The organism is Thermoanaerobacterium xylanolyticum LX-11, assembly GCF_000189775.2.
Lineage (GTDB): Bacteria > Bacillota > Thermoanaerobacteria > Thermoanaerobacterales > Thermoanaerobacteraceae > Thermoanaerobacterium > Thermoanaerobacterium thermosulfurigenes.
Genome location: NC_015555.1, coordinates 2,282,771 through 2,300,927, shown reverse-complemented (window position 1 = coordinate 2,300,927; position 18,157 = coordinate 2,282,771). Strand labels below are relative to the sequence as shown.

Annotated in this window: 20 protein-coding genes; all 20 read left to right on the top strand. The window is 38.5% G+C overall.

Going from position 1 to position 18,157, the window contains the following annotated elements:
• The first annotated feature begins 165 nt into the window (after positions 1-165).
• Complete coding sequence (locus tag THEXY_RS11140; RefSeq protein ID WP_013788939.1) at positions 166-519, top strand: response regulator; 354 nt, start codon at positions 166-168, stop codon at positions 517-519.
• Between the two features lie 73 nt (positions 520-592).
• Positions 593-1,444 (top strand): class II fructose-1,6-bisphosphate aldolase, encoded by an 852-nt coding sequence (locus THEXY_RS11135; RefSeq protein WP_013788938.1) that lies wholly within the window; start codon positions 593-595, stop codon positions 1,442-1,444.
• A gap of 66 nt (positions 1,445-1,510) precedes the next feature.
• On the top strand, positions 1,511-2,158 hold the full coding sequence (gene fsa, locus THEXY_RS11130) for a fructose-6-phosphate aldolase (protein WP_013788937.1): 648 nt from the start codon (positions 1,511-1,513) through the stop codon (positions 2,156-2,158).
• 348 nt (positions 2,159-2,506) lie between these two features.
• Positions 2,507-4,348 (top strand): transcription termination factor Rho, encoded by a 1,842-nt coding sequence (gene rho / locus THEXY_RS11125; RefSeq protein WP_013788936.1) that lies wholly within the window; start codon positions 2,507-2,509, stop codon positions 4,346-4,348.
• Between the two features lie 63 nt (positions 4,349-4,411).
• The gene (rpmE, locus tag THEXY_RS11120; RefSeq protein WP_013788935.1) at positions 4,412-4,621 is read left to right on the top strand and encodes a 50S ribosomal protein L31; all 210 of its coding nucleotides are present in this window, start codon (positions 4,412-4,414) and stop codon (positions 4,619-4,621) included.
• 350 nt (positions 4,622-4,971) lie between these two features.
• A complete protein-coding gene (locus THEXY_RS11115; protein WP_041592139.1) occupies positions 4,972-5,553 on the top strand; it encodes a thymidine kinase in 582 nt (193 codons plus the stop codon).
• Positions 5,554-5,577: 24 nt separating this feature from the next.
• Complete coding sequence (locus THEXY_RS11110; protein WP_013788933.1) at positions 5,578-6,507, top strand: DUF1385 domain-containing protein; 930 nt, start codon at positions 5,578-5,580, stop codon at positions 6,505-6,507.
• Positions 6,494-7,333 (top strand): peptide chain release factor N(5)-glutamine methyltransferase, encoded by an 840-nt coding sequence (gene prmC, locus THEXY_RS11105; protein ID WP_013788932.1) that lies wholly within the window; start codon positions 6,494-6,496, stop codon positions 7,331-7,333. Before THEXY_RS11110 ends, prmC begins: the two co-directional genes overlap by 14 nt.
• Positions 7,334-7,384: 51 nt before the next feature.
• Positions 7,385-8,446, top strand: coding sequence for a peptide chain release factor 1 (gene prfA / locus THEXY_RS11100; RefSeq protein WP_013788931.1), 1,062 nt, complete (start codon positions 7,385-7,387; stop codon positions 8,444-8,446).
• Positions 8,447-8,755: 309 nt separating this feature from the next.
• Positions 8,756-9,475: a ZIP family metal transporter gene (locus THEXY_RS11095; protein ID WP_013788930.1), complete on the top strand. Its 720-nt coding sequence runs from the start codon at positions 8,756-8,758 to the stop codon at positions 9,473-9,475.
• Between the two features lie 23 nt (positions 9,476-9,498).
• On the top strand, positions 9,499-10,548 hold the full coding sequence (locus tag THEXY_RS11090) for an L-threonylcarbamoyladenylate synthase (protein ID WP_013788929.1): 1,050 nt from the start codon (positions 9,499-9,501) through the stop codon (positions 10,546-10,548).
• Between the two features lie 17 nt (positions 10,549-10,565).
• Positions 10,566-11,006 carry a low molecular weight protein arginine phosphatase gene (locus THEXY_RS11085; RefSeq protein WP_041592138.1) on the top strand — a complete coding sequence of 147 codons (441 nt, stop codon included), beginning with the start codon at positions 10,566-10,568 and terminating at the stop codon, positions 11,004-11,006.
• A 14-nt stretch (positions 11,007-11,020) separates the two neighbouring features.
• Positions 11,021-11,467 carry a ribose 5-phosphate isomerase B gene (gene rpiB / locus THEXY_RS11080; protein ID WP_013788927.1) on the top strand — a complete coding sequence of 149 codons (447 nt, stop codon included), beginning with the start codon at positions 11,021-11,023 and terminating at the stop codon, positions 11,465-11,467.
• A gap of 16 nt (positions 11,468-11,483) precedes the next feature.
• Positions 11,484-12,116, top strand: coding sequence for a uracil phosphoribosyltransferase (gene upp / locus THEXY_RS11075; RefSeq protein ID WP_013788926.1), 633 nt, complete (start codon positions 11,484-11,486; stop codon positions 12,114-12,116).
• A 13-nt stretch (positions 12,117-12,129) separates the two neighbouring features.
• The gene (locus tag THEXY_RS11070) at positions 12,130-12,576 is read left to right on the top strand and encodes a deoxycytidylate deaminase (RefSeq protein WP_041592137.1); all 447 of its coding nucleotides are present in this window, start codon (positions 12,130-12,132) and stop codon (positions 12,574-12,576) included.
• A gap of 65 nt (positions 12,577-12,641) precedes the next feature.
• Entirely contained in the window at positions 12,642-13,676 is a 1,035-nt protein-coding gene (locus THEXY_RS11065; protein WP_013788924.1) for an MraY family glycosyltransferase, read from the top strand.
• A gap of 18 nt (positions 13,677-13,694) precedes the next feature.
• The gene (gene wecB, locus THEXY_RS11060; RefSeq protein ID WP_013788923.1) at positions 13,695-14,846 is read left to right on the top strand and encodes a non-hydrolyzing UDP-N-acetylglucosamine 2-epimerase; all 1,152 of its coding nucleotides are present in this window, start codon (positions 13,695-13,697) and stop codon (positions 14,844-14,846) included.
• Between the two features lie 199 nt (positions 14,847-15,045).
• Entirely contained in the window at positions 15,046-15,798 is a 753-nt protein-coding gene (locus THEXY_RS11055; protein ID WP_041592136.1) for a YwmB family TATA-box binding protein, read from the top strand.
• 9 nt (positions 15,799-15,807) lie between these two features.
• Positions 15,808-17,061 carry a UDP-N-acetylglucosamine 1-carboxyvinyltransferase gene (gene murA / locus THEXY_RS11050; protein WP_013788921.1) on the top strand — a complete coding sequence of 418 codons (1,254 nt, stop codon included), beginning with the start codon at positions 15,808-15,810 and terminating at the stop codon, positions 17,059-17,061.
• Between the two features lie 257 nt (positions 17,062-17,318).
• Positions 17,319-18,146 (top strand): 5'-methylthioadenosine/S-adenosylhomocysteine nucleosidase family protein, encoded by an 828-nt coding sequence (locus tag THEXY_RS11045; protein ID WP_013788920.1) that lies wholly within the window; start codon positions 17,319-17,321, stop codon positions 18,144-18,146.
• Positions 18,147-18,157: the final 11 nt, after the last annotated feature.

Here is an 18,157-nt window from a genome sequence, read left to right as displayed (position 1 = left end):
GAGTGGATATCTATCCGCTCCTTTTTTTAAAAAATTTTTTTTAGATTAAAGGAATATTAAAATTTTTGTAGAATATATATATTTGTGTGTGCGTTGGTAGAAAAACGTTTGAATTTGTTGAAAAATTAATTTATGAGTAAGTAAGCAGTAGGGAGGTTCTTGTAGTTGGGGAGGATTTTGATTGTAGATGATAACAAAGGTGTCTGTTCTCTCTTAAAAGAGCTTTTTACGATGGAGGGACACCTTGCAAAAACATGCAGTGAAATTGAAAGAGTACACGAAAAATTGGAAAGCTTTAAGCCTGATGTGAGCATTTTCGACATACATATAGGAAAGTGTGATGTTTTAGAGTTTACGAAAACTTTAAAAACGCGACACCCAGAGATGGAAATCATTTTCATGTCTGCTGATGATCCTGATGAATGTTTTAAAGGACAAAGGTTTATAAAAAAACCTTTCGACATTTTCAAAGTCAAGGAATACGTAAATAAAATTTTGCTGGAAAGAGTAGCAGTGTAAAGGTATCGCATAGGTACCTTTTTTCTTGATTTATATACGTTAATTGGTTAAAATATATTAAGGAGGTGTTATGATGTTAGTAACAGGTATAGAATTATTAAAAAAGGCCAATGAAGAAGGCTATGCAGTAGGTGCTTTTAATACGAGCAATCTTGAGATAACACAAGCCATTGTTGAGGCTGCAGAAGAGATGAAATCTCCTGCCATAATTCAGGTTAGTGAAGGCGGTTTAAAATATGCTGGCATAGAGACAATTTCTGCAATCGTAAGAACATTGGCAGCTAAAGCATCAGTTCCCATCGCATTACACTTAGATCACGGTACAGATTTCAACAATGTCATGAAGTGTCTCAGAAATGGTTGGACTTCAGTTATGATGGACGCATCAAAGTTACCCCTCGAGAAAAACATTGAAGTGACGAAAAACGTTGTAACTATTGCACACGGCATGGGTGTATCTGTAGAGGCAGAGATAGGCAAAATCGGCGGTACAGAAGACAATGTCACTGTTGACGAAAGGGAAGCATCTATGACAGACCCAGATGAAGCTTACAGGTTTGCAAAAGAGACGGGTGTTGATTACTTGGCAATATCCATAGGTACTGCACACGGTCCATACAAAGGTGAACCCAAACTTGACTTTGACAGGCTTGTAAAGATTAAAGAGATGCTTAAGATGCCTATAGTTCTTCACGGTGCATCAGGAGTTCCAGAAGCTGATATAAGGAAGGCAGTAAGCTTAGGTGTAAATAAGATAAATATCGACACTGACATAAGACAAGCTTTCGCTGCAAGGCTTAGAGAGCTATTGAAAAATGATGAAGAAGTGTACGATCCAAGGAAAATTTTAGGTCCATGCAAAGAAGCTATGAAAGAAGTAGTAAAGAACAAGATGAGGATGTTTGGCTCAGAAGGAAGAGCTTAAGTTTTAGATTAATAAGGGACGCTTTTTGCCCCTATGGGATAAATTTGTTTTAAAGGAGTGTGCAATATGAAGTTTTTTATTGATACTGCCAATGTCGATGAGATAAGGGAAGCAAATGAGCTTGGCGTAATATGCGGTGTTACCACTAATCCTTCTCTTATAGCTAAAGAAGGCAGAGACTTCATAGAGGTTGTAAAAGAGATAACAACGATTGTAGACGGCCCTATCAGTGCAGAAGTCGTATCAGAAGATCACGACGGTATGGTGAAAGAAGCTTTAGAGCTGGCTAAGATTCATAAGAATATCGTCATAAAGATACCTATGACGGCTGAAGGTCTAAAGGCAGTTAAAATACTCACCGAAAAAGGCGTAAAGACTAATGTAACACTGGTATTTTCAGCGACACAAGCACTTCTCGCAGCAAGAGCAGGTGCTACATATGTAAGTCCTTTTGTAGGCAGGCTTGACGATATTTCCACAGACGGATTGCAGTTGGTGTCTGACATAGTCCAGATATTTGATATATACGGAATTGAAACAGAAGTGATAGCAGCAAGTATAAGACATCCGATGCATGTATTGGAAGCGGCGAAAGTAGGAGCACATATAGCTACAGTGCCGTATAAAGTGATCATGCAGATGATAAAACATCCATTGACAGATATAGGTATTGAAAGGTTCTTGAAAGATTGGGAGACAGTTCCTAAGAAATAATTTTAAGTCAGGGGATATTTCCTCTGACTTTTTTTATAAAATTATAAGAAAAAAATTACATAAGCTGAATATTTTTATAAAATGTGTCGATAATATTAACGTGATGTTAAAAAATTATTAAAATTACGCTGTGTTACTTGACTTTTTTAAAAGGTATAATAAAATATAAATAGTGTATAACGTTTGAGGGCTCAAGAATACATCATTATCTATTTACAAATATTATAACCGTGTATTCTAAGACCAATCTAAAACAATTCTTTTTTATTAAAAATATTATTTAAAAATTTTTTAATAAAATCCCATTTACAATGTAAATAATTATTTTATTTAGGAGGTGCCTTTTTTTTGGATTTTAATGATTTAGAAGGGAAATCCCTTGCAGAACTTAGGGATATAGCCAAAAGATATGGCGTAAAAAGCATTACGAAGTACAGGAAACAACAGTTAAAAGAGCTTATTGTAGAGAAATCAAAGCAGATTAAACTTGAAGAAAAGACAGACGAAGAAGCAAAAAATGATATAGAGAATTTGTCTTTAGAAAAAAATCTTGATGAGAAAGCAAGATTAGAAGGACAAGAAGATGAAAAGGATTCTGAAAATGAAAAAGAAGAAAAAGCATCTGATACTGAAAAAATCATAGAAACTGTATCAGAAGACAATGATGCAAAGACAGAAGAAGCAGAATCTGGTAAAGAGGAAGAGAAAAAGACCATAGGGAAGATAAGCATACCAGTGGAGGAGCTTGAAAAATCAGATGCAGATTATGAGGAGCTTAGAAGAAAGCTCAGGATGCGCTTAAGAAGCAAAGAAAATATCACAGAAAATGTGGAGGAAGCCAAAAAGGATATAGATGAGGCAATAAAGGTTAAGCACGAAGATGAAGCATACGAAGATGAAGAAAGTGTCAAGGAAGATATATCTTTAGATGTTACAGAGGAAAAGAAAGAGGAAGAAAAGTCCGAAGAAAAAGAAAAAGAGCAAAGGAAAAACAACAGCATATTTATAAAAGAAGGGCTTCCACTGATAAGTGATGTATCTGAGCCATTGAAAGAGCTTATAGAGACTCAGGGAGACGTGGTTGCAGAGGGCGTTCTTGACATAATGCCTGATGGATATGGATTTTTAAGAGTTGATAATTTTATACAAGGCAATAAAGATATTTATATATCACAATCGCAGATTAGAAGGTTTGGGCTTAAAGTTGGTGATAAAGTAAAAGGAATTACAAGGATTCCGAGAGAAGGAGAAAAATATTCCGCAATTCTTTATGTGGAGTCTATAAATGGTGAAAGTCCGGATCTTGCCAAGAAGAGGATTCCTTTCGATGAGCTTACACCTATTTTCCCAGATGAAAAATTGAAACTTGAAACGATTCCAACAGAACTTGCTATGAGGCTTGTGGACATAATAGCTCCTATAGGAAAAGGCCAAAGGGGAATGATCGTGGCTCCACCGAAAGCTGGCAAGACTACCCTTTTAAAGAAGATAGCCAATAGCATTTCTATAAATCATCCTGAAGTTCACCTTATTGTGCTTCTCATCGATGAAAGGCCTGAAGAAGTTACAGACATGAAAAGGTCTATAAAAGGCGAAGTTGTATACTCCACTTTTGATGAACTTCCAGAGCACCATACAAAAGTGGCAGAGATGGTGTTGGAATACGCGAAAAGACTGGTGGAATATGGCAAAGATGTTGTCATTCTCATGGACAGCATAACAAGGCTTGCAAGAGCATACAATCTTGTGACGCCTCCATCTGGAAGAACTCTATCTGGTGGTCTTGATCCGTCGGCACTTCACCCACCTAAGAGATTTTTTGGTGCTGCCAGAAATATTGAAGAAGGTGGAAGCTTGACAATCTTAGCTACAGCTTTAATCGAGACGGGAAGTCGCATGGATGATGTCATATTTGAGGAGTTTAAAGGAACAGGCAACATGGAGCTTCATCTTGACAGAAAGCTGCAAGAAAGGCGTATATTTCCTGCAATTGATATATACAAATCAGGTACAAGGAAAGAAGAATTGTTGCTTTCGCAAAAAGAGCTGGAAGCAATGTGGATGATAAGAAAGGCCATGAGCAGCATTGCGCCTAATGAAGTCACTGAGGTGTTGATAGATAGGCTTATGAGGACAAGGACTAATGCAGAGTTTATAGAGGCCATAAGATCCCAACTTTATAAATCTTGATATTATATATTATGTGTGATATAATCATTTAAGTGTAATTTCGGTTTGAAAGAGGTGAAGGCGATGAAAGAAGGAATACATCCAACTTATTATCATGATGCAGTTGTAAGGTGTGCATGTGGAAATACATTTGTGACAGGTTCTACAAAGAAAGAACTTAGAGTTGAAATATGCTCAAAGTGCCATCCACTTTTTACTGGTCAGCAGAAGTTGATTGATACAGGTGGAAGGGTAGAAAGGTTTAAGAAAAAATACAATCTGGATACAAAATAATGAAGTGGTTAGAGTTATTGCTCTAACCTTTTATTGTATGAAACGTACATGGAGGGAATCAGCCCATAATATATAATGAAAAATTAATTGTTAATTTATATAATTAGTGTAAAAGTTTATCATAAGCGAACGATTAATGAAGCTTTCGTAATATATCACGATGAATGTAGCGCAGTTTGGCGTATGAGCGAAAGCGAAAGCCGTCACAACGCATAGACGGCGTTAGCCAAACAAGCGGAATGAATCGATGATATATTAGATAAGCGAAATTTGTGAGCGTTGATAAATTTTTCTGGATTTTATTAACAAGCTTTTTGTTGTCTTAAACTATTTGTCTTAAGAGGTGGATTATGATGTACGGGCCTAAAGACCACGGGTACATAGAAGTTGTAACTGGTCCTATGTTTAGTGGAAAAAGTGAGGAGCTTATAAGAAGGATAAAAAGAGCCAAGATTGCCAAGCAAAAAGTTCAAGTCTTTAAACCGGCCATAGATGATAGGTATTCCATAGATAAAGTCGTATCTCATAATGGTGACAACATGCACGCAATTGCCATTGTAAAGGCATCTGATATATTGACATACGCTGAAGAAGATACGGATGTATTTGCTATAGATGAAATTCAGTTTTTTGATTCTGAAATAGTAGACATCGTAAAAGAGATCGCTGACAGCGGAAAAAGGGTCATATGTGCAGGGCTTGACATGGACTTTAGAGGTGAGCCATTTGGTCCCACTCCGGAATTGATGGCCATAGCTGAATTCGTCGACAAGCTTACTGCTATATGTATGAAATGTGGCAATCCCGCTACTCGCACACAAAGGCTTATAAATGGTAGGCCTGCCAATTACGATGATCCTATTATAATGGTGGGAGCAAAGGAGTCTTATGAAGCAAGGTGCAGAAAGTGCCACGAAGTCCCGCGAACTTAAATGGATTTTTAAGGAGGTGCTGCAATGAAGAAGACGGATATTGGTGGACAAGCGGTAATAGAAGGTGTAATGATGAGGGGTCACAACAGCATAGCTACTGCTGTAAGGTGTGGAAATGATATAGTTGTAAAAAAGGATATGGTAAAGCCTTTGACCAAAAGGCATAAGATACTGTCAGTGCCATTTATAAGAGGAACAGTTGCACTTATAGATTCTTTGATAATTGGAATCAGGACATTAAGCTATTCTGCTGAATTGATAGAAGGTGAAAGCGGAGATGAGGAGCCTTCTAAGTTTGAGATATTTTTGAAAAAGGTCTTTGGCGACAAACTGGATGATGTCATAATGTATCTTTCTGTGGCTTTATCGTTGGCTATATCCATAATCGTATTTTTCGTAGGGCCAACTTATGTGGCAGGCTTTTTAAAGCGATACACCGAAAATACGTTTTTCATAAACCTTTTTGAAGGAGTCCTAAGGGTTGCAATATTCATCGCGTATCTTGCGCTCATATCGAGGATGGAAGACATAAAGAGGGTGTTTGAATACCATGGTGCTGAGCATAAGACGATACACTGTTTCGAACATGAAGAGGAACTTACCGTTGAAAATGCCAGAAAGTATACGACGCTTCATCCGAGGTGCGGCACAAACTTTTTGTTTATAGTAATGATTGTGTCAATTATCGTATTTTCGTTTTTAAGATGGCCCTCATTATACATAAGGATAATATCCAGAATACTGCTTTTGCCTGTCGTTGCTGGCATATCGTATGAAGTGATAAAAATAGCTGGTCATAGCGATAATAAGGTGATAGCAGCACTTGTTTATCCGGGACTGCTTCTTCAAAAGCTTACCACAAAAGAACCTGATGACAGCCAGTTAGAGGTAGCCATAGCATCTTTAAAAAGTGTTTTAGAAGATGAGGGAGGAAAAGCTTTTGAAGATATTTGATGCTTTAAATTTTGGGACACAGTATCTTAAAAATTATGTGTCAGAACCGCGGCTTGAAGCAGAAGGACTTTTATCTTTTTTATTAGGAGTAGGAAGGGAATACATTATTGTAAATAGAGATAAAGAGTTAAGCGAAAATATTTTTGAAAGATACAAAGGTTTGTTGGACTTGCGAAAAGACGGTATGCCTTATCAATATATAGTTGGGAAAAAGCATTTTATGGGACTTATATTTAAAGTAAGTCCCAATGTTTTAATACCGAGAAACGATACAGAGGTGTTAGTAGAGGAAGTCTTAAAGAGGCTTCAGAAAAACGATGTGGTATTGGATATAGGCACTGGAAGCGGCGCTATTGCTGTAAGCATAGCGAAATACAAAGATGTGAAAGTATACGCAGTTGATATAAGCGACGATGCTTTATCTGTTGCGAGAGATAATGCTTATGAGAACGGTGTTTTAGATAAGATCGTCTTTTTAAAAAGCGATTTATTTTCATCGGTGCCGAAAGATGTTAAGTTTGATGTAATTGTGTCAAATCCGCCGTATATTAGAAGTGGTGATATTGATAAATTGCAGGAAGAAGTAAAAAAAGAGCCTAAGATAGCCCTTGATGGAGGAGAGGACGGCCTTTTATTTTACAGAAAGATAGTCAGAGATTCTAAAGAATATATTAAAAGCAGTGGTATAATAGCATTTGAAGTGGGATATGATGAAGCAGGCGATGTATCGCGAATACTTTTAGATGGTGGATATGGCAATATAGAAATCGTAAAAGACCTTCAAGGAATAGACAGGGTAGTTTTAGGGAAATGGCTTGGTTCTTGATACTTTTAAAAATATTATTTATGTGATATAATCAGCTTTTGAGGTGAGATGATGATAGATAAACTTAAGGCAATTGAAGATAGATATGTGGAGCTTAGTCAGAAATTAAGCGATCCTGAATCCATGAAAGACATGGATGAATGGAAGAAGATGGCGAAAGAGCAGGCTGGATTAGAGGAAATCGTCCAAAAGTATCGAGAGTATAAAAAGGTCAAAGATGACATAGAGTCAACTAAAGAGCTAATCGAGATGGATGACGAGCTAAAAGACATGGCAGAGGATGAGCTAAAAAGCCTGGAGGAGAAAGAGGAAAGCCTCCTGAATGAGATAAAGCTTCTGCTGCTTCCGAAAGATCCAAACGATGAGAAAGATGTCATAATGGAGATAAGGGCAGGAGCTGGTGGCGAAGAAGCTGCGCTTTTTGCATATGACCTTTTTAGGATGTACACCATGTACGCAGAGAAAAAACGCTGGAAGTACGAGATAATGAGCTCCAATGCTACGGAGCTTGGCGGATTTAAGGAAGTCATATTCAGCATAGCCGGCAAAGGAGCGTATAGCAGGCTTAAATTTGAAAGCGGCGTTCACAGGGTTCAGAGGATACCCACCACAGAAGCTGGCGGAAGGATACACACATCTACTGCTACAGTTGCGGTATTGCCGGAAGTAGAAGATGTAGACATAGAGATAAACCCAAATGACATAAAGATAGATGTGTTTAGGTCTGGTGGCCACGGTGGGCAAAGCGTAAACACAACTGACTCGGCTGTAAGGCTTACCCACATACCCACAGGTATAGTCATATCGTGCCAAGATGAAAGGTCACAGCTTCAAAACAGGGAAAGAGCCATGAAGATACTTAGGGCTAAACTTTATGAGATGGCCAGAGAAGAAAAAGAAAGAGAAATTTCTATGACGAGGAAGCTGCAAGTTGGCACAGGGGACAGAAGCGAGAGAATAAGGACTTATAACTTCCCGCAAGGTAGAGTTACAGATCACAGGATAGGACTTACGCTTTACAAATTGCAGATGGTTTTAGATGGCGATTTAGACGAGATAATCGATGCCCTTTTGGCAGAAGACCAGGCAGAAAGGCTTGAAAGCATGCAGTGATGCTTACAAAGCCTTTTCTTTTAGCATTAAATGAATTATCTGAAAGAGATTATTGCTACTTACACAACTTATATATTTTTTTAAATTGTTAAATTTTTTTAACTTGACCAAATATTGATTTCTCATTTATAATAAAGAAAACACTTTAATGATTCACATTATGAAAATATAAATATTGCCCCCCAGCTGTCCTCATTGAGGGCGCTTTTCTACCCGGATGGACCTCCTACCATCCGGGTAGATTTTATTTTGCCACATATCATATTATGCTTTTTTGCAGAATAAATTTTACTTAGATGAGGTGATATTGTGAGCAATTTTCACGTTGTTGTGTTGGGGTTTGTTATCGGCATAATAGGCACTGGTACAGGTGGTGCCATAACATTTCTTTTTAAAAAACCATCAAAGCGATTTTTAAGCACAATACTGGGCTTTGCAGGTGGTCTCATGCTGTCTGTAGTCACATTTGATTTGCTTCCACATGCCTTTGAGACAGGTGGATTGAATGTGGGTATGTTGGGGCTTATAGCAGGAGTATTAATCGTGGTGTTTTTTGAAGATATACTGCCTGATAAGGAGAAAATAAATAACTACTTAAAAGAGGGGATAATAATGGGATTTGCTATTGCAATACATAATTTTCCTGAAGGACTTGCTGTAGGCTCTGGATTTATGTCATCCAGTAGTTTCGGCTTAAGCATTGCAATTGTCATTGCCCTTCACGACATACCTGAAGGAATAGCTATGGCGACGCCTCTATCGATAGGTGGTGTAACGCCATTTAAAAACATGATTTATGCAATACTGGCGGGTATACCTACAGGCTTAGGAGCTATTGCTGGCGTTTATATGGGAGAGATATCCCCTTTTTTCATAGCGCTTAATTTAGGGATTGCTGGCGGCGCCATGCTTTATGTAACTTGCGGTGAGATGATCCCTGAGTCGAGAGACTTGTACAGGGGAAGGATTTCTGTATTTGGAATGATTGCAGGAATCATTAGTGGTATAATAATTACGAGAGTTTTATGAAATGATTGAAAGGGTTGTGACAAATGACAAAAGTAGTTAAGCTTGACAGAGATAATCCAGACATAAATTTAATTGACGAAGCAGCAAGTATACTTCTAAATGGTGGACTTGTGGCTTTTCCCACCGAGACAGTTTACGGCATTGGTGCCAATTCACTAAATCCAGATGCAGTTGCAAAGATATTTATAGCTAAAGGTAGACCTCAGGATAATCCACTTATTTTGCATATTTCAGAGTTTCAGGATCTCTTTAAATATGCTAAAAATGTCCCAAATGATGCGTTAAAGCTGGCACGTCAGTTTTGGCCGGGACCATTGACCATGATATTTGAAAAGTCTGATATTGTTCCGTCTATAAATACAGCCGGAATGAATACTGTAGCCATTAGAATGCCGTCTAATAAGATTGCACATACACTTATAAAAAGAGCTGGCATACCTGTGTCTGCTCCAAGTGCTAATCTATCCGGTAAGCCAAGCCCTACAGATGCTTCACACGTTATTAGCGACCTTTACGGCAGAGTTGACATGATAATAGATGGTGGAAGCTGTGATGTAGGTGTAGAGTCTACAGTGGTAGACATGACGGGAGAGATTCCTACCATTTTAAGGCCAGGTGGTATTACAAAAGAGATGATAATGGGCGTAGTTGGCAGTGTTGAAGTAGATCCTATAGTATATAAAAAGCCTTCTTTGGATGTAAAGCCTAAATCACCAGGCATGAAGTACAAGCACTATTCACCAGATGCAGAAGTCTACATAGTCAAGGGAAATATAGGCGATGTTATAAAAAAAATACAAGAGTTGACAGAATTTCAATTGAATAATGGCAAAAAAGTTGGTATAATGGCAACAGAGCAAACATGCGAAAAATATCGAAATGGGGAAGTTTTAGTAGTAGGCAACAGGGAAAGACCGGAGACTATCGCTAAAAATCTGTTTAGGTGTCTTAGGGAATTCGACAAAAAAGGCGTTGATGTAGTGTACGCTGAAGGGTTTGACTATGATGAAATTGGACTAGCTATAATGAATAGGCTTGAAAAAGCCGCTGGATACAAGGAAATCAATGTGTAAGGAGAAAAATGTATTTTATGAAGGTATTATTCGTTTGCACAGGAAATACATGCAGAAGCAGCATGGCTGAAGGAATATTTAACCATATAGCAAGGGAGAAAGGCTTATCTCATGTAGCGGAATCAGCAGGCACTATGACTTACGATGGATTGCCAGCCACAGATGAAGCTATTAGGGTTTTAAAAGAAAAATACGGCATTGATATATCAAATCACAAATCGAGGCTCATTAAAGAAGAGCATATTAAGGATGCTGATTTAGTCTTGACTATGACAGAGGCGCAAAGGGAGTTTATCTTAAAAAGACATCCCGAATTTGCAGATAAAGTCTTTACATTAAATGAATTTGCAGGTCAAAAAGGAGATATTGAGGATCCGTTTGGAAGAGGCATAGATGTGTACAAGAAAACTGCAGAGGAAATATATGCATCTATAATGCGTATAATAGAAAAATTGTAGAAAGGAGCTTTTCAATGATTGCAATAGGTTCTGATCACGGTGGATATGAGCTTAAAGAAGCCATAAAGAAGCATCTTGAGGAAAGAGGGATAGAGTATAAGGATTTCGGTACATTTAGTGAGGAGTCTGTAGACTATCCTGATTACGCCAGAGAAGTGGCAGAGGCTGTAGCCAGCGGACAGTATGAGAAAGGCATACTTTTGTGTGGAACAGGCGTTGGCATATCGATTGCTGCCAATAAAGTGCCTGGCATAAGGGCAGCGCACGTGTCTGATGCCTTTTCAGCAAGGTACTCAAAAGAGCACAACAATGCAAACGTGCTTTGCATGGGGGGAAGAGTTGTAGGACCAGGTCTTGCAGCACTTTTGGTGGATGAATGGCTTGACGCAGAATTTCAAGGCGGTAGGCATCAAAAGAGGATTGACAAGATTTCTGAGATTGAAAAAAAATACTTGAGATGACATAGGAGGTAAATGAATGTACGATAATGTTTATGTGTTAGATCATCCATTAATACAGCACAAAATCAGTTTGATAAGAGACGAAAATACAGGGTCAAAGGAATTTAGAGAGCTTGTAGAAGAGATATCTATGCTTATGGCGTATGAAGTGACGAGAGATCTTCCATTGGAAGAGATAGAAGTAAAGACACCTATTGCGGTTGCCAAGACGAAGGTTATAGCTGGCAAAAAGTTAGGCATAGTGCCAATCTTAAGAGCAGGACTTGGCATGGTAGATGGCATGATGAAGCTTATACCTGCAGCTAAGGTTGGACATATAGGGCTTTACAGGGATCCCGAGACATTGAAGCCTGTTGAATACTACTGCAAGTTGCCTTCTGATATAAATGAGAGGGATCTCATTGTAGTAGATCCTATGCTTGCAACAGGTGGATCCGCATCTGCTGCCATACACTTTCTGAAAGAGAGAGGTGCACAAAGCATAAAGCTTGTCAACCTCATAGCTGCACCTGAAGGCATAGAAGCTGTTCACAGGGATCATCCGGAAGTGCCTATCTATTTAGCTTGCATAGATGAGAGGCTAAATGAGCATGGATATATTGTGCCCGGTCTTGGCGATGCCGGTGACAGGCTTTTCGGAACGAAGTAAGAGGAACGTAAAGATGAGGCCATCGTGGGATGAGTATTTTATGATGGTGGTAGATGTGGTGAAGACCAGATCTACTTGTTTGAGGAGGCAGGTTGGTGCTGTCATTGTGAAGGACAAGCACATCATATCGACAGGGTACAACGGTGCACCCACAGGTCTTAAACACTGTGAGGAAGTAGGGTGCATGAGGGAAAGCCTAAACATACCATCAGGTGAGAGACACGAGCTTTGTAGAGGCACTCATGCCGAGCAGAATGCCATAATACAAGCCGCATTAAACGGTGTAAGCACAAAAGATGCTACTATCTATGTAAGTGCAAGCCCGTGTTCTATGTGTGCCAAGATGATTATCAATGCAGGCATAAAAAGAGTTGTCTATGAAGGGGATTACCCTGATAATCTTTCATTTGAGTATTTGAAGGAAGCTTCTGTAGAAGTTGTGAAGATGGAAAGACGATAAATAGTTGACAATAATGGCGTTGGTGGAATATTATATAATTATGATAAGTTCAGGGGAGTGTTAAAATGAAAATATACATTTTGTCGTTTGTTGTGGCTTTTGTGGCTGCACTTATGGCTACACCAGCGGCAAAGAAGTTGGCTTATAAAATCGGAGCCATCGACATACCAAAGGATAAAAGACGTGTTCACAATAAGCCTGTACCGCTTATAGGCGGATTGGCCATATACTTTGGTACAGTTTTAAGTATGCTTCTGTTTTTGCCAAAATCGGAGACTAACCTTGGAATCATTGCAGGAAGCACGATAATAGTCGCTTTAGGGATATTTGACGATAAATACGAATTAAAAGCTAAAGTGAAGCTATTAGGACAGCTTTTAGCAGCATTTGTGGTTGTCTTAAGCGGTGTAAGGATCGATTGGCTTACAAATCCATTTGGCGATGGCATGATAAATATGGGTGTTTTTGCGATACCTCTTAGTATATTTTGGATCGTAGGTATTACAAATGCCATGAACCTTATTGATGGACTTGACGGATTAGCTGCAGGTATAGCATCCATATCATCAGGTTCGCTGTTTGTGGTGTCTTTGCTAAATGGGCGATATGCTACTGCGCTTATTACTGTTGCTGTCACTGGAGCGGCACTGGGATTCTTGCCGTACAATTTCAACCCTGCCAAGATATTCATGGGCGATACTGGCGCCATGTTTTTAGGCTTCATTTTGTCGGCGGTATCTATACAAGGTGCAGTAAAATCGGCTGCTGCCATTGCGATTGCTGTTCCCATATTAGCTCTTGGCGTTCCGGTATTTGACACGATATTTGCAATAATAAGGCGTTTGGCAAATAAAAAGCCTATCATGGAGGCAGACAAAGGGCATTTGCACCACAGGCTTTTAGCGTTGGGCCTTTCGCAGAAGCAGGCGGTTTTTGTCATGTACGGTGTAAGTTTGTTCTTAGGTTTAAGCGCGATACTTATATCCTCCACAAATGGTGCAAAAGGCTACATCATATTGATTGTTGCGATCTTAGCTGTTTTGTGGGGCGCAGACAAGATGGGACTTTATGGGCACAAAGCTAAAAACATGAATGTGTAAATATAAGGAGCTGAAGACATGCTAAAAGTAATGCCTATTTTCGGCACAAGGCCTGAGGCGATTAAGATGGCACCGCTTGTAAAAGAGCTTCAATGTGCCGATGGAATAGATACAGTCGTGTGCGTTACAGCTCAGCACCGGGACATGCTTGATCAGGTGCTGAGGCTTTTTAATGTCATTCCTAAGTATGACCTTGATGTGATGAAGGAAAGCCAGTCACTATCCGACATAACATCATCTGTCTTAAGAGGGCTTGACGATGTCTTGGAGAAGGAAAAGCCTGATTTGATTTTGGTTCACGGCGATACCACTACGACCTTTGTTGCTGCTTTGTCGGCTTTTTACAAAAAGATAAAGGTAGGCCATGTAGAAGCAGGGCTAAGGTCTTTCGATAAATGGTTTCCGTACCCTGAGGAGATGAATAGAAAGCTTACAGGGGTTCTTACAGATTTGCACTTTGCACCGACACAGACTGCAAAGGAAAATCTCATAAAAGAAGGCGTAGATGAAAGCAGCATATTTGTCACAGGCAACACTGTCATAGATGCCATGAAATACACTGTGAAGGAAAATTACATCTTTCGGGATGACAGGTTAAATGACGTTGACTACAATAACAAAAGAGTCATCGTTGTTACGGCACATCGCAGAGAAAATTGGGGTTTGCCAATAGAAAATATATGCAATGCATTGAGGAAAATAGCCATCGATTTTAAGGATACGTATATCATATACCCAGTTCACAAAAATCCCATCGTAAGGGATACGGTATTTAGCGTTCTTGACAATCTTGACAATGTGTTGCTGCTGGATCCAATCGATACGGATGAGATGCACAACCTCTTAAAAAGGTGTTACATGGTTATGACAGACTCAGGAGGACTTCAGGAAGAAGTGCCATCATTAGGAAAACCTGTCTTGGTATTAAGAGATGTTACAGAAAGGCCTGAAGCAGTTAAAGCAGGTACTGTAAAGATAATAGGAACGGACTTTGATAGAGTATACAGTGAAGCAAAACTTTTACTTACAGATAAAAATGAATACGACAGGATGGCAAATGCAGTAAATCCATATGGGGATGGCAATGCATCAAGGCGCATTGTACAAGCCATAAAATACGCATTTGGCATGACAGATGAAAAAATAGATGAATTTAAAGGCAGCGTATAACGCTGCCTTTAAAAATTATAAAGTGCTTTAAGGAGTTTAAACATCCATCGTTAAATTGATGGATGTTTTTATGTATAAATACATTAAAATTGTCAATAATTATATTAGGTTGGGCGGAACGTATGGTGAATTTATTATCCCCCTTGTGAATTTACCGTATGATACCGCCCACTTTTATTTTGATTTTGGAGGAATGAATATGTTTAATAAGTTATCATTGATTGCTGTTACAATAGTCGTGGTGGTTTTTATGTTAAACTCTCAGATGGATGCGTTTTCTGCAAAAGGGAATGATGTTTCAGTCATAGAAGAGGCTTTTTCAAAAACTGGGGCATCGTACCAGTACGCAAATATCAACGGATGGGCGAAGTTGAATTCCGATTTTACGCCTTTTAGTCAAATGAATAAAATTGTAGAAAATCTTATAAAATCGTTGGAAATTGACGATAAAGTTGTTAAAGTTTCGAAACTTGATCAGTCCAATTTCAGACAGTACGATGCGGAATACGACGCTAAAGACAAAAAAATTTCAATTGTCGTACAAAGCGTCAAAAACGATGCTGCTAATGAAACATACATTTTAATAGACGAATATTTGCTTCATGGAAATAAGGATGTTGTCAATGAGGATGAAAAAATCAAAAAGGCGTATTCAAGTTTAAGTCTTACTCCAGAGATTGCTACGTGTTTTGTCGGTACATACGATGGAAAGTTGAATAATGGCAAAATAAGTAGTATATTAGAAGAAGTGATGAAGGACACGGATGCTTCTAAAGTAGAAGGATTAAATGATGAAAATTTAGTCAGTATTTCTGCTCACACAAATAAAATTAAGGAATATATTGAGATTGGTAGTGAAAAAATAAATTTGAACGTTGCAGTAAGGTATAGCAGTTACGATGACAAAACATATATCTGGCTGGCAACACCTGTTATAGCAATAGAATATTAACAATAGAGGGTGGTATACACGAGGATTGTCGTTGAAAGTAGCCCTGCGCTGAAGGGCACTGTAAAGGTAAGTGGAGCGAAAAATTCTGTTTTGCCTATCATCGCAGCATCTTTGCTTTCGCAAGGTGAAGTAATTATAGATGATGTGCCAGAGCTTAAAGATGTGAATGTGATGATAGAGCTTATCAGATTTTTGGGTGCCAAGTGTACATTACAAGATGGAAAGCTTAAGATAAATGTGGACATAAAAGATGTGGAGGCGCCGTATGAACTGGTTAAAAAGATGAGAGCATCTTTCCTTGTGATGGGGCCTATCCTGGCAAGATTGGGTCATGCAAAGATATCGCTGCCGGGTGGCTGTGCCATAGGGACAAGACCTATAGACTTGCACTTAAAAGGGTTTCAGACGTTGGGGGCGGAGATAGACATAGGTCATGGCTATGTGGAAGCAAAAGCTAAAAAGCTTGTAGGCAAAAAGGTTTATCTGGACTTTCCAAGCGTTGGCGCAACGGAGAATATCATGATGGCTGCCGTATTTGCAGATGGGCTTACTACCATTGAAAATGCAGCCGAAGAGCCGGAAGTAGTGGATCTTGCCAATTTTCTCAATAAGATGGGAGCTAACATAAAAGGTGCTGGCACAGACACAATAAGGATAGAAGGCGTGAAAGAGCTGAAAGCCACAGAACACACTGTTATACCAGATAGAATTGAAGCCGGTACGTACATGGTTGCGTCTGCCATGACTGGCGGTGATGTGCTTATAGAAAATGTCATAGTCGATCACGTCAAGCCCATAATTGCCAAATTAACCGAGTGTGGTATTGAAGTGTATGAAGAAGGCACAGGCGTGAGGGTAAAAGGTTGTGAAAGCTATAAAGCAGTGGACATAAAGACACTGCCGTATCCGGGTTTTCCTACAGACATGCAGGCTCAGATGATGGCTATGATGGCTGGAGCGAAAGGAACCAGTGTAATCATAGAGACAGTGTTTGAAAACAGATTTATGCATGTAGACGAGCTAAAAAGGATGGGTGCGGATATAAAAATCGAAGGAAGAACCGCAGTCGTAACAGGTATTGATCATTTATCAGGTGCAGAAGTGAAGGCAACAGATTTAAGAGCTGGAGCTGCACTAATATTAGCAGGACTTATAGCGGATGGAAAGACCATTATAAACGATGTTTACCATATAGATAGAGGTTATGTAAACATCGAGGATAAGCTTAGAAGTCTTGGAGCAATCATATATAGAGTTGATTGAACAAAAATAGTAGCCGCAATCTCCACCTATAATAAAAATTTAGGTGCTGCATTGCGTTTTACTTTATTCCAAAATGAGTAGATATACGCAGAAAAAGACGGGAATGCACCTCCCGCCTTTTTCATTACCATTGACACCTGACTTTTATTGCTTACATATTTACTATGGCATAAAATTAAAATTTATTTGTTAAGTCACGGTAAAAGAATTATAATATTATAGGCGTTTTGCAAAGTTAAAAAAGGAGTTTAGGAATTATGGTTTACATATCTGTATCTATGTATGTGGAGGCAAAGCCTATTATAGATTATTACAATTTGAAGAAAGATGTGGACGAAAGATTTTATCAAATTTTTAAAAGCGATAACATGAGATTGATAATAACGGGTGTTGGCAAGGTTAATTGTGCTGCAGCTACATCATATCTTTTAGCAAAAACACCGCCTAATGATGGTGACATTGTAGTAAATATAGGCATTTGCGGTGCAAAAGATGGATTTCAAATAGGCACACCGCATCTTATCAATAAAATAAAAGATGCTTCAACTGGAAAAGACTACTATACAGATGTGCTTTTGAAGCATGATTTTAAGGAATGTTCTATCGAAACTTTTGATAAGCCTATTTCAAGTCCAGAACTTTTAGAGGAAGATTTGTGCGATATGGAGTCCAGTGGCTTTTATATTTCTGCATCAAAATACATAGAGCAACATAGGATCTTTTTAATTAAAGTGGTTTCAGATAGAGTTGGCATTGATACGGTTTCTAAAGAAGATGTCTTGGAGTTTATTCAAGGTAATATTGAAAAAATTGATGCTTTCATAAAAAAAGCTGAGAATTTTGCAAAAGTTGATGACAGCTTTTTCAAAAAAGAAGAAGTTATGTTGATCGAAAAGATTTGTTCTCTTTTGAAACTTACAAAAAGTTTAAGAGAAATCCTTTATAAATCATGTTTACACTACAAAGTGAGAACAGGCAAGGATATTTTGTTTTTAGAGAATATTGAGCTTTCAGATGTCAATAATAAAAGAGAAAGAAAAAAGCTTTTTGACTTAATTATCTCGTATTTGGAGAAGAATGGTTGATGAATTTTAGA